This is a genomic window from Pseudomonas sp. PDM01, from assembly GCF_014852325.1.
Taxonomy (GTDB): domain Bacteria; phylum Pseudomonadota; class Gammaproteobacteria; order Pseudomonadales; family Pseudomonadaceae; genus Aquipseudomonas; species Aquipseudomonas migulae.
In genome coordinates, this window is record NZ_JACVBK010000005.1 from 467,161 (window position 1) to 479,511 (window position 12,351).

Annotated in this window: 14 protein-coding genes; 2 read left to right on the top strand and 12 right to left on the bottom strand. The window is 57.6% G+C overall.

Going from position 1 to position 12,351, the window contains the following annotated elements; all coding sequences use genetic code 11:
- Positions 1-2: 2 nt before the first annotated feature.
- From IB246_RS15875 to IB246_RS15920, 10 genes are all read right to left on the bottom strand, one after another.
- The gene (locus IB246_RS15875) at positions 3-1,223 is read right to left on the bottom strand and encodes an AAA family ATPase (protein WP_008042352.1); all 1,221 of its coding nucleotides are present in this window, start codon (positions 1,221-1,223) and stop codon (positions 3-5) included.
- Positions 1,217-1,711, bottom strand: a complete 495-nt coding sequence (locus IB246_RS15880; protein ID WP_008029703.1) for a TadE family protein — start codon at positions 1,709-1,711, stop codon at positions 1,217-1,219. The genes IB246_RS15875 and IB246_RS15880 overlap by 7 nt, the downstream gene beginning before the upstream one ends.
- On the bottom strand, positions 1,711-2,190 hold the full coding sequence (locus tag IB246_RS15885) for a TadE/TadG family type IV pilus assembly protein (protein WP_008042353.1): 480 nt from the start codon (positions 2,188-2,190) through the stop codon (positions 1,711-1,713). The genes IB246_RS15880 and IB246_RS15885 overlap by 1 nt, the downstream gene beginning before the upstream one ends.
- An 8-nt stretch (positions 2,191-2,198) precedes the next feature.
- Positions 2,199-3,545 (bottom strand): TadE/TadG family type IV pilus assembly protein, encoded by a 1,347-nt coding sequence (locus tag IB246_RS15890; RefSeq protein WP_008042354.1) that lies wholly within the window; start codon positions 3,543-3,545, stop codon positions 2,199-2,201.
- A 73-nt stretch (positions 3,546-3,618) separates the two neighbouring features.
- On the bottom strand, positions 3,619-4,437 hold the full coding sequence (cpaB, locus tag IB246_RS15895; protein ID WP_008042355.1) for a Flp pilus assembly protein CpaB: 819 nt from the start codon (positions 4,435-4,437) through the stop codon (positions 3,619-3,621).
- Between the two features lie 15 nt (positions 4,438-4,452).
- On the bottom strand, positions 4,453-5,787 hold the full coding sequence (locus IB246_RS15900) for a hypothetical protein (protein WP_008029696.1): 1,335 nt from the start codon (positions 5,785-5,787) through the stop codon (positions 4,453-4,455).
- Positions 5,788-5,789: 2 nt separating this feature from the next.
- Complete coding sequence (locus IB246_RS15905) at positions 5,790-6,320, bottom strand: prepilin peptidase (RefSeq protein ID WP_008029694.1); 531 nt, start codon at positions 6,318-6,320, stop codon at positions 5,790-5,792.
- 29 nt (positions 6,321-6,349) lie between these two features.
- The gene (locus IB246_RS15910; protein ID WP_008042356.1) at positions 6,350-6,541 is read right to left on the bottom strand and encodes a Flp family type IVb pilin; all 192 of its coding nucleotides are present in this window, start codon (positions 6,539-6,541) and stop codon (positions 6,350-6,352) included.
- A gap of 152 nt (positions 6,542-6,693) precedes the next feature.
- Positions 6,694-6,885, bottom strand: a complete 192-nt coding sequence (locus tag IB246_RS15915) for a Flp family type IVb pilin (RefSeq protein WP_008042357.1) — start codon at positions 6,883-6,885, stop codon at positions 6,694-6,696.
- Between the two features lie 151 nt (positions 6,886-7,036).
- Complete coding sequence (locus IB246_RS15920) at positions 7,037-7,228, bottom strand: Flp family type IVb pilin (RefSeq protein WP_008042358.1); 192 nt, start codon at positions 7,226-7,228, stop codon at positions 7,037-7,039.
- A gap of 407 nt (positions 7,229-7,635) precedes the next feature.
- Between IB246_RS15920 and IB246_RS15925 the strand changes: the two genes are divergently transcribed.
- Positions 7,636-8,505, top strand: coding sequence for a response regulator transcription factor (locus tag IB246_RS15925; protein WP_008042359.1), 870 nt, complete (start codon positions 7,636-7,638; stop codon positions 8,503-8,505).
- Positions 8,506-8,585: 80 nt separating this feature from the next.
- Here the strand turns inward: IB246_RS15925 and IB246_RS15930 are convergent, their stop codons facing one another.
- Positions 8,586-8,771: a hypothetical protein gene (locus IB246_RS15930; protein ID WP_008029684.1), complete on the bottom strand. Its 186-nt coding sequence runs from the start codon at positions 8,769-8,771 to the stop codon at positions 8,586-8,588.
- A gap of 416 nt (positions 8,772-9,187) precedes the next feature.
- Here IB246_RS15930 and IB246_RS15935 point away from each other — a divergent pair, with 416 nt between their 5' ends.
- Positions 9,188-10,813 carry a glucan biosynthesis protein D gene (locus tag IB246_RS15935; RefSeq protein WP_008029682.1) on the top strand — a complete coding sequence of 542 codons (1,626 nt, stop codon included), beginning with the start codon at positions 9,188-9,190 and terminating at the stop codon, positions 10,811-10,813.
- A gap of 219 nt (positions 10,814-11,032) precedes the next feature.
- Here IB246_RS15935 and IB246_RS15940 read toward each other — a convergent pair whose 3' ends face one another.
- Positions 11,033-12,139: an NADH:flavin oxidoreductase/NADH oxidase gene (locus IB246_RS15940; RefSeq protein WP_008029680.1), complete on the bottom strand. Its 1,107-nt coding sequence runs from the start codon at positions 12,137-12,139 to the stop codon at positions 11,033-11,035.
- Between the last annotated feature and the right edge of the window lie 212 nt (positions 12,140-12,351).

Genomic DNA, 12,351 nt, shown 5'->3' on the forward strand with positions numbered 1-12,351 from the left:
GTTCATCCCCCGAAAACACGGTTGAAGGCGCGTTTGAACAAGCCTTTGTTGCCGGCCACTTGTTGACCGACCAGGTCCTCGGTCATGTCGCGCAGTGCAGTAGTAATCGCTGCCCTCGGCGCATGCAGCCCCAACGGCACACCAGTGTTCTGACTCTGGCTGACCAGATTGAAGTCGTTGGGTAATTTCGACAGATTGGTGCAGCGCAGCGCCTCGCCGATATCTTTAAGGCTGATCGCTGCGGCCTTGTCATAACGGTTGACCACGATCTGCAATTGATCCCCGCGCACACCCAGGTCATCGCGAAGAATCCGCACCAGAGAGCTGGCATCGCGCAGATGGCTGACGCTCTGTTGCACCACCACGTACACCCGATCCACCTGCTCCAGCACAGAACCGGTGAGGTGATCGATTTGCCGCGGCAGGTCGACCACCACCCAGCCATAGCTGGCGCGGGCCAACTGCAACAGGGTGTCGAGTTGCTCGGGTTGGGCATCCTGCGGCAAACACAGCTCACCGGCCCGACCGCCCAGCACATGCAAGGTCGGGCTGAAGTGACTGCAAAAACCGCGTAACGCAACGCTGTCCATGCCGTTGACCTGATGCAACACCTCCAGATGGCTGTGCGTCTGCGCCACATCCAGATAATGCGTCACGCTGCCAAATTGCAGGTCCATATCCAGCAACAGGGTACTGCCGCCTTTCATGCTGAGCTGTTGTGCCAGGTTGCAGGCCACCAGCGTTCCGCCGGAACCGCCCTTTGCGCTCATCACGGCGATCAATTTCCCGTCAGCCCCACTGCCGCTCCGAACCTCCGTGACCAGCCGATTCATGGCGGCGACCAGTTCGGTCTCGGCGATGGGCTCCGGCAGCACGTCCCGGGCACCGGCCTGCATCGCCAGGCGCATGGCTTCCTGTTCGCTCAGCAGTCCGCACACCAACATCGGCGGACGCTCATGGGCCGGGTGTTGCAACAGTGCCGACAATTCCTCGCGCCACAGGTGGCTGACGCGCAACAGCAACAGATCGGGCATACGGTCCAGACTGTAGAGCGGGTCGACATGCCCATTGCTCACCAGGCGAGTGCTTACCTCCAGGCCAGGCATGCGCTGACAGACACTCTGCAGATCGCGTAAAGAGTTGGCATCACGGCTGCTGATCAGCAACCGCAACCCGGTTTTGCCAGTCGAACTGGCAATCGGCGTTTCCTTCATATTCAGCATGGTGTGATCTCCCCGGAATCAGAGTGACGCCCGAGACTTTCGCGTGGCAACGTTGCCCTGAATGCAGGCAAGGTAATGGGCACGCCGAACCCGGGAATAAACAGATTGAAAACGAAGTTTTGCAGACTCAACTGGACATAGCGGATGGCACGAAAGCCGTTTGCGCTGACCAGGTCAGCTGGGTTGGCCACCAGGGCGCCATTTGCGTCCAGGTAGGTCAACGTCAGATTAGTGGTGGCCAGATTGCTGATCAGCTGGCTCGTACCTGCGTCGGTCGCGGCATTGAAGATTGCCCGCCGCAACACCACCGGATCGCTGATATTGCAGACGGCTGCCAGGCGCGCACCACGGCGCGCGGCCTCATCCAGTGCATTGACCGTGAAGTACAGGCGGCCCATTTCCAACACGCCGAACAACAGCGTGAACACCAGCAGACCAACGAACGCGAACTCGACCGTATAGATTCCGCGCATGTGTTTTCTATTCATCACAGTGCCCTCATCACGGTAGTGGCAACCAGGGGAATGTTCAGCGCAATCTGATTGCCAAAAAAACCCGGAATCGAGCCGGCACAATTGCCACTGCCAATCACCGGGCAGAACGTATAGGTGATGGTGACTCGCACATGGTCGGTGCCCACCGCAGCGACGACCACGTTGTCAGGCGTCAACCCGGACAACACAGCGGTGCCGGTGTTGGCAGGCACGCCATACACCGCAACGTTTTTCGTCTGGGTCTGCAGCGCATTGCTCAGAGAGACCGCCCCCAGCGTCGAGTCCCAGGCGTGGTTTGCGACAAAACGGTCGGCATCACGGCTGGCCTGCAGCAACACGTTGTACTGATAGAGCATGCGGCCGATCTCACCGAGGCTCAGTAACAGCAGCAACAACACCGGCAGGACGAGGGTGAATTCCACCATGGCCAGGCCTTGCTGGCGCTTCGGATGTTTAAACGCGTGAAGTCTCATGACGCCTCCTATGAGTCAGTGCTCGGAGTACCGCTGCCGTTGAGATAGGTTTTGTAGAGCTGGATGATCTGAGGGCCGGAATCGGTTGACGGCGTAGGGCCGGCCACGTTGTCGCCTTCGCACTCCTTCACGAACTGCCCGAAGATCTGAGCGTCCCCGCCACCGCCATCCATTGGTTGCACCACGTAATAGCAGCCAAAACCGAGGACGGGGATCGAGGTTGAACCGCCTTGTTTGCCAGTGCAGTTGCCGACCACAATTTTCATCATCCGGCGCTCGAACACGCCATGGCTCTCACAACCACTGCCAGACCCTGCCACACACCCGGCAACGCTCGTGCGCCAGTCGTTGTAGTCAAATATCGCGTCGCCGCCCGCCGTGAGATTGCCGTTGCTCGAGGTGACAGTTTTCCCTTTGTACTTCGCCTGTGCCGGTGTGACCGAGTCGTCGTAAGTGATCGCGGGGTTGCTGGATTCGGTCACCATGTCCGGCGGATAGTCCGAGGCACTGACCGGGCCGTTGTAGATGCCGAAGCGTGTGTTCAAGCCTTGGGAGGTAGGGCCGACCTTGTTGCCAGGTGCGGTCTGGACGTTGTCCCCCACAGTGCGGCAGACCTTGCCACCTCCGGCCAGGTCCTCCCTGACCGTACTGCCGCCCGAACCAAAATCGAGCAACTGAAAATTGCCTGGACCAATGGGCGACGAGTTGCCGGCAGCCGTCTTCAATACCTGCAAATCACCAAACTGGAAGCCCCAGAACATGCCAGCGCCAGGGTTGTATTGAGTCGGGTCGCCACAGACCATCAAAGGTGCGAGATCACAAGGACTGGTAGGGCTGGGTCCGGCAGTGGCGATTGCCGCCACCGCTTTGGCCCCCAGGCCGCCAGAACCGAATACCTGGGCGAAGTTCCAGAAAAATCCGGTCAGGTTATAGCTCGGTACCGATACCCGAACGTATTTGGCATTCGCTGGCCCGGGATAGGTGAACGGCCCATAGACACTGCTTGCCAGTTCCACCACCGCGAATGTGGCTGCGTTGCCACCAACCGCCGTTGCCAATTCTGTGTTGCCCGTGGCATTCGCATTTTGCGTCAGCGTATTGAGTGCGGCAGTGCGCGTCGTACTGGCAATATTGACTCCACCTTCCACCTGACTCAGGGTTTTGGCACCACTCAGGGCCGCGGCGTCCACCGCATTCTGCAAGCGCGTTTTGTTCAGCATCATGTGCCCGCCGTCCAAAGCCAGTGCGGCCACCATGCCAATCGCCGCCAACGCGATCACCATCAATACACTCACCGATCCTTTCTGGCGCCTTGGCGTCGCAGTGAACGGCTGCTGAATACGACGATTCATCATCAAGCCCTCATTTGCCAATACTGATGCGGATCGGCTCCGCCAAGACCTGGTGTCCAGGACCTGTTACGCCCTGTCAGCGAATGTTGACTACTTTGGTTTCGACCCCGCGGATGACGGTGACAGCCCCACCACTTTCGCCGCCGCTGCGTTGCACCACGCGTTTTGGCACCGTGGCGGTGGCCACCGTCATGACCGGTGCGACAGGCGCAACAGGTGCAACGGCCGCGATTTTTTTCTCGGAGTTCAGCGGATTGCGCAAGGTCAATTGCAGTTTCCCTTCCGTTTGCGCCGTGACCAGGGTTTCAGCCTCTGCGGTCGTCATTTCCAGCGTCACTGCACGCACCACCACCGGTTGGGTCTTGTCGGTACCTGCCGTCTGGTCCACCGCCAATACCCGCAAGTTCTCGAGGATGGTCCTGGACACGGCGCTGTTGCTGCCGGCACTGGTGGTTTTGGTCGCGAGTACATCGACCCGGTTACCCGGCAACAGGAACCCGCCCACACCGACCACATCGTCCACCCGTACCGAGATGGCACGCTTGTCTGTCGCAATCAGCGAAGCCAGGGTGCTGCCACCCAAGTGCTCACTCAGACGCGCACCGCGCACAATGTCGCCCTTCAGAATGTCGAACGTTGCGATCTTGCCCACAGCCTTTTCGCTCATGTCGAAGGCGTCTTCCGGGATCGTATCCATGGGCATGCGTACGGTCGTGACCTGCTGAGCCTCGACCATCTGCCCGAATGGAATCTCTACTGTGGCGACCACTACGCTTCGAAGGTGATCATCCGGGCTGGCATTGAGCCGGGCGCTCAGCCAGGAGTCGGCCATCCATGCAGCACCAAGGCCCATGACCAGGGAAACGCCTATCAGGGAAAGAGTACGAGAGCTCATGTCAGTATCTCCGTATCAAAGAAAGTCGAGCTGGACGAAGTAGTTGTGCCAGGCCCATTCCAACTCTTGCGGTGACAGTGGTCCGGAACCGCCCATGTAACGTTGACGATCGAGCGCCATGCTCAGGAGATCGCGGGGATGGCAAGGCACCAGGGGCATGCCTTCACTTGCATAAAGCCTTTGCAGCACATAACGCACCAGCAACTGGTCATAAGGCACGCCCAGACGCTCGCTTTCCTGACGCCAGATCTTTTCGTACTCCTCAGGCTTCAGATAACCGAATTGCAGCTTGTAGCCAATCCGGCGAAGAAAGGCCTCATCGGCCAACTCCAGGGGATTGAGGTTGGTGGAAAACACCAGAATCAGATCGAACGGCAGCTCGCAATGCCGACCGCCGCCCAGGTTGAGGAAATCGCACTTCTCTTCCATCGGGACGATCCAGCGATTCAACAGCTCGGCGGGTGCCATGCGCTGGCGCCCCATGTCATCGATGATGAACAGGCCATTGCTGGCCTTGAGCTGCAAAGAAGCCTGGTATTGACGGGTGTTAGTGTCATAGCGAACGTCCAGTTGCTCCATGCTCAACTCACCGCCAGTGACGACGATCGGGCGTTTGCAGCGCAGCAGTCGACGGTCGATCCCTTCGTTGAGCATCAGATTGTTCTGTTGAACGTTATCTTCGAACCGCTGATGCACTTGCGGGTCATAGATCTCGATCACGGACTCGTTGATGACGATGGCATGAGGCACCCAGATGGCCTCGGTGAACAGACGGATCAACCGACGGCTGATGTAGGTCTTGCCAGTACCCGCGGGGCCATAAATCATAATGGCGCGCCCGGAGTTCATCGCCACACCTAACTGATCGAGCATGCTGTCGGTAAGCACTACGCCAGCAAAGGCATTGCGCATATCGTTGGCGTTGATGCGACCATGGTGAATGGTTTGCAGTTTGATCAGGGACCGGTAGGTGTCCACCGGGAAGGGTGCCGCACCGATATAGCCACTGCGGGACAAGGCATCGCGGGCGGCGCTGCGACCGCGTTCGGTCAGGCCATAACGCAGCATTTGCCCACTTGTCGATTGCGACCCCAACTGGCCAAGCACTTCGACACGACCGTCCTTGCGCAGAAACGCCAGGACTTCATCAAGTACGGCGCCGGTCAGCGCCAGGCGCTCCACCAGCCGCGGCATGTCCAGCACGCCAGCGTCATACAAGTGCTTGCATACCAACTCGCCGAGGAAACTGTCTGTCAGTCCAGTTTCGCGGATTGTGCACGGCTGGGGAGCCAGTCGTTGCACCGCGCCCCGAGCGCTGGGGTAGGCATCACTATCGACAATGATGTGCATGACTAGCCTCCGAATCCACCGGCAACCAGTTGCCAGTAGACGCTGATTAAAGTGCCTATCAATATTGCAATCGAATAAGGGAAAGGCTTGCTGGCTACTTCATCTGAAGTTGGCGCCAGATAGGCCTGCGCCTTCAGAATCAACCAATAACGTCCCAGGGTCTGAAGCAGCTGGCCGCGATACAGCACAATCAAAAAACCGCACACGCCACCGGCTATCAGGCTGAACAAGGCAGCCCACAATGCAAAATGGAAGGGTAAAAAGCTGCCGACCATGGCCATTAACTTGACGTCGCCGGCGGCCATGCCACCCAAGGCGTACATCGGCAGAAACAGTGCAAAACAGACCAGGATGCCCAACAGGCTGTCACCCAACCCGCTGACGCCACCTAAATACATTTGACCGCCCAGTCCCAGGGCAAGGCCCAACAGGACCAGCATGTTGGGAATGCGGTGGCGACGCAGATCGCTCACCACCGCCACGCCCAATAGTCCTAGCAGTAAAACAGTCATTACCAACAATTCCATGGACATGGCGCGTCCCCCCCTAACCGGGATTATCGTTAGCAGCCAGCACCTTTGACCGCTGCGCAAAGTGCTGTAATCCTGGTGTTCACCTCGGCCCCCAAAAGAATAAACATTGCGGCAACCGCTACCGTCACTAATCCACCGGCCACGGCGTATTCCACAATTGTCAGGCCATCTTCATCTTTGGCGAACTTGGTGATTGAAGTTCTGATTGTTAGCAGATTCATTTTTGTATACCTCGCTTCAGCCGTGATATGGATCAGAAAGTACGTTGGCGGGGACAGCGTGAAGTCTATTGAGTTGCCCGGTCTATCAGAGGAACTGTAAAACTGGTTGCTCTATGGATATCACCGCGCCCCACCACAACGAGTGGTTGTCATCAGCAGGCGGCACCTTTGACCGCAGCGCACAGTGCTGTGATCCTGGTGTTCACGGCGCCACCCAAAAGAATAAACATCGCGGCAACAGCTACCGTAATTAAGCCACCGGCTACCGCGTACTCCACAATGGTCAGGCCATCTTCATCTTTGGCGAACTTGGTAATTGAAGTTCTGATTGTTTGCAGATTCATTTTTTAGTACCTCGTTTCAGCGGTCATACGACTCAGAAAATACATTGGCGGGGTCTGCGCGAAGTTCATTGAGTTGCCGGTCGATCAGAGAAACTGTAAAACCGGCTGCTCCGTGGATATCACCGCGCCCCACCACAGTGGGTTACTGTCATCAGCAGGCAGCGCCTTTGACCGCAGCGCACAGCGCTGTGATTCTGGTGTTCACGGCACCGCCCAAGAGAGTGAACATTGCGGCAACAGCTACCGTGATTAATCCGCCGGCCACCGCGTATTCCACAATGGTCAGACCGTCTTCGTCTTTGGCGAACTTCACTACCGAAGCCTTGATTGTTTGCATGATCATTTTGGCCACCTCACTCAAATGTTGTGTTTCTGAGGCAGAACTTTCTGTGCTGCCTGATGCAACCCTAGTCAGTAAGCAGGCATAGGCGTTAGGAGGATTTTGCACATCGTTAGGACTTTTTTGCGCAGCGGCCGGATACGGTTCATTGGCCTTTGCAGAAGTCGCGAGAGGGGTAAACAAGGCATTGAAACGCAACGGCAATTGGCATTGATTCAGAAGCGACAAGTGGTTAAACCCGGGTTCGTCGACAACACACCCGCAAACACTGGGACCGGGCAGCCTTCCAGGAAACACATAGATCGAACAGATCTGTAATTCGTCGTTTTTATAAGGATTCAATCTGCAAAGTGATGGCGTATTGGCAATACTAGCGAGTAGAGAGTCAATCAGACCTGCCGAGTAGAGACATGACGTCCAATTTGACCAAAAGGCCATCGCTCCTATGGTTCGATCTGACTCATGATCGATCCACGAAAGAACTCATCGCACAGTTCGAGGGTACCTGCGACTGCAAACTGGCGAAAAACTCCGCGCTGCCCATCGGGGAACAGGCGGACATGATCTGCATGCATTTCGATCGCCCCGACACACCAGGCTTGAGGCTGTTGCTGGAGATCAAACGCAGCACACCGGGCATCCCGATCACCATGTTCACCGTGCAGCACTCAGAGGAACTGGCCGTCTGGGCCATGCGTTCCAGCGTCTGGGAATACATGGTGCTCCCGCTCTCGCTCACAGAGAAAAGTCGCTACCTGACTGCTGTAGTTCAGCTCTGCGAGCTGCGCCGAAATGTGACCGACCTGCGCAAGACGATGCTGATCGACCACTCCCCAACCCTGCCGGACAGTATCCGGCTGACCTCAGGGCACCAAAAACACCAGGCGCTGAGCAATGTCATGCTGTACATCGAACAGCACTTTCGAGACAGCATCGATCAAAGGGACTTGGCGCAGCGCTGCGGCATGACGACATTTCGCTTCAGCCGCCTGTTCAAGGAAGCCAATGGACTTGGCTTCACGGATTACATCTTGAACAAGCGCATGAACTTCGCCAAAGAGCTGCTCGACAACAGCCAGATGCCTATTACCAGCATCGGCTATGAGGCCGGCTTCAAGGATCCGTCCTACTTCGCTCGTGCCTTCAAACAGTTCGCAAACTGCACGCCCAGTGAATACCGCTTGGCACGTCAAGTCAGAGCGACTGCAGCAGCACAACTGGCGCAGGATGAAAATATCACTGAAGCGCTCGAAAGCCTGATCGAAAGCCTCAGCGGTTGATCGGCACCCGCAAGATTGCGCCCATGCCGGGCGCACATGAAAAAGGGGCAGACTTCACAGTCCGCCCCTCGGCTTCTTACTCAAAACCGCGAAACACTGCGCATCGCATCCACCAGATACCGCATCGCAATCCGGTCGTTCTCCGACAACTCGCGATACCGCTCCACCAGTTTCAACTCCTCGGAATTAAGCCGGCGCCTTCGCCGCCCCATACCCAGACACGGAAAGATCCCCAACATTTCAGTGATGCCTTGTACTTTCGACATGGACGATGTCCCTCTCTACGTCAAAAAGAAAACTGCAAAAACCGCATCGCCCTACCCTTTTTCAGCGGTCACCTCGTGCCAACTGAATCCCACCGGCCTGAGGGCAGAAACCGGTCATGCCCATAGAATAGGAAGTAAATTGGCGCTGAAAAGCGGTTTTTAGAGTAATTAGTCAAAAAAAGCAGAAATGCCGCATAAATCAGAAATCTCTGTGGGAAACGTTTACCGGAAATGTCTTGTTTCATAGCGGTGCCACTGCCACGCCATCAATCATTTTTGCTCTGCCACCGAACGGTTTAAGCTATTTGGCATCTGTTTAAAGTCCGTTGCGTTTGGCCGAAGGCATGTCCGAACCTCCATTTCTGATCCAGCACGTGCCAGGAACGGCGCGGGATTGTTCACGACAGGTTGTACTTATGCACCGCAGGAATTTGCTCAAAGCGTCCATGGCCATCGCTGCCTACACCGGTTTGTCTGCCTCCGGCCTGTTGGCTGCGCGGGCCTGGGCCGGTAATGGCACAGCTGACGGCGAGGCTCAGGCGTTCGATTTCGAAGCCCTGAAAATCCAGGCCAAGCAACTTGCCGGCAACCGCTATCAGGACACCAAGCAGGTGCTGCCGCCGACCCTGGCGACCATGACCCCACAAAATTTCAACGCGATCCGCTACGACGGCAATCATTCCCTTTGGAAGGATCTGAAAGGCCAGCTGGACGTGCAGTTTTTCCACGTCGGCATGGGTTTCAAGCAGCCGGTGCGCATGTACAGCGTCGACCCCAAGACGCGTCAGGCGCGGGAGGTGCATTTCCGCCCTTCGCTGTTCAACTATGAAAACACCACGGTCGATACCAAGCAGCTCACGGGCGATCTGGGTTTCTCCGGGTTCAAGCTGTTCAAGGCCCCGGAACTGGACCGGCACGACGTGCTGTCTTTCCTCGGCGCCAGTTATTTCCGTGCGGTAGACGCCACTGGCCAATACGGTCTGTCGGCGCGCGGTCTGGCGGTCGATACCTACGCCAAGAAGCGCGAAGAATTCCCCGACTTCACCAAGTTCTGGTTCGAAACCCCGGACAAGGACAGCACCCGTTTCGTGGTCTACGCCCTGCTGGACTCGCCGAGTGCGACCGGTGCCTACCGTTTCGATATCGATTGCCAGGCCAGTCAGGTCGTCATGGCCGTCGACGCCCATATCAATGCGCGTACCGCCATCGAACAACTGGGCATCGCACCGATGACCAGCATGTTCAGCTGCGGCACCCACGAGCGGCGCATGTGCGACACCATCCACCCGCAGATCCACGATTCGGATCGCCTGGCGATGTGGCGTGGCAACGGCGAGTGGATCTGCCGTCCGCTGAACAACCCGGCGACCCTGCAATTCAATGCCTTCGCCGACACCGACCCGAAAGGTTTCGGCCTGGTGCAGACCGACCACGAGTTCGCCAGTTATCAGGACACCGTCGACTGGTACAGCAAGCGGCCGAGCCTGTGGGTAGAACCTACAACCGCGTGGGGCGAAGGCTCTATCGATCTGTTGGAAATTCCTACAACCGGCGAAACCCTGGATAACATCGTCGCGTTCTGGACTCCGAAGAAACCGGTCGCTGCCGGTGATTCCCTGAACTACGGCTACAAGCTGTACTGGAGCGCTTTGCCGCCGGTCGGCACGCCGCTGGCGCGGGTCAACGCAACCCGTTCGGGCATGGGCGGCTTCACTGAAGGTTGGGCGCCGGGCGAGCATTACCCGCCAGTCTGGGCGCGCCGGTTTGCGGTGGACTTCACCGGCGGCGGGCTGGATCGCTTGCCGCAAGGTACGGGCATTGAACCGGTAGTGACGTGCTCCAACGGCCAGGTCAAGGATTTCAACGTGCTGGTGCTGGATGACATCAAGGGCTACCGGATTACCTTTGACTGGTTCCCGACCAATGACAGTGTGGCCCCGGTGGAGCTGCGGTTGTTTATTCGCACCAATGACCGGACGTTGAGCGAGACCTGGTTGTATCAGTATTTCCCGCCGGCGCCGGAGAAGCGTAAGTACACCTGAGTTTGAAGGGTTGTCTGGGCGGGCCCTTTCGCGGGCAAGTCGGATCGCCGCACCGCTCGCTCCTACAGGTTAGTGTCGAACGAGGATGATGGGCTCGACATAAATTTGTAGGAGCGAGGCTTGCCCGCGAAGATGGCCTGACAGCCAACAAACATCCCTGCACAAAAACACAAAAGCCCCGATCACATCGATCGGGGCTTTTTGTTTTCACAACGCTACTCAGTCACGCAAATCCGACTCATGAATCGGCTGATCCCGATGCGTCGCGCGTTGATACTGCGCCGGCCAGATGGCCTTGTGTCCACCCAAATCATCATCCGCATGCAATGGCCAGTACGGGTCGCGCAGCAGCTCACGGGCGAGGAAGATAATGTCCGCCTGACAGGTGCGCAGAATGTGCTCGGCCTGGGCCGGCTCGGTGATCATTCCTACGGTGCCGGTGGCGATGCCTGACTCCTTGCGTACTCGTTCGGCGAAGCGGGTTTGATAACCGGGGCCTGTAGGAATTTCCGCGTTGACCGCCGTGCCGCCCGACGACACATCGATCAGGTCCACGCCCAAATCTTTGAGGCGACGCGCCAGTTCAACGGTTTCATCCGGATTCCAGCCGTCTTCCACCCAATCGGTGGCCGAGACCCGCACGAACACCGGCAACTCCTCAGGCCACACCGCACGCACCGCTTCGGTGACTTGCAGCACCAGCCTAATTCGATTCTCGAACGAACTACCGTATTGATCGCGCCGCTGATTGCTCAAGGGCGATAGGAATTGATGCAACAGGTAACCATGAGCCGCGTGAACCTCGACGACTTTGAAACCGGCAATCAGCGCCCGTTTCGCTGAATCAACGAACGCCTGGATGACCTCGGCAATTTCACTCTCATTCAGCTGCTTCGGTGGTGTGTGCTGTGGGTCGAACGCAATGGGCGAAGGACCGACCGGCGTCCAGCCGCCATCTTCAGGTTTGACGCTACCGTGCTTGCCGATCCACGGCCGATGGGTGCTGGCCTTGCGCCCGGCGTGGGCCAGTTGAATTCCGGCGACAGCGCCTTGGGCGGCGATGAAACGCGTGATGCGTTGCAGGGGTTCGATCTGTTCGTCATTCCACAAGCCGAGGTCTTCGGCGGTGATGCGTCCATCGGCCGTCACTGCCGTGGCTTCAGTAAAAACCAGACCGGCCCCACCGACAGCACGGCTACCGAGATGGACCAGGTGCCAGTCATTGGCCAGGCCATCGACACTCGAATACTGGCACATCGGTGACACCGCGATGCGGTTGAGCAGGGTCAATTGGCGAAGGGTATAGGGTTCAAGCAGCAGACTCATGGGGCACCTCTCGAATCAGTGGGCAGGCTCCAGGGTTCTGTTTGAAAGTCGACGAGTGACAGGAAAAAGGTGCAGCACCCGCCCCCGCGGGCAAAAAATTCGACAAGACGTCACAAGGAAAATCAAGCAGTGCTTAGAGCCTAGTCGACATTGGGGGATGGTGAAGGGTTCCGAGGGTATTTGGCGTCAGGGAAATCGCCTTCGCGAGCAAG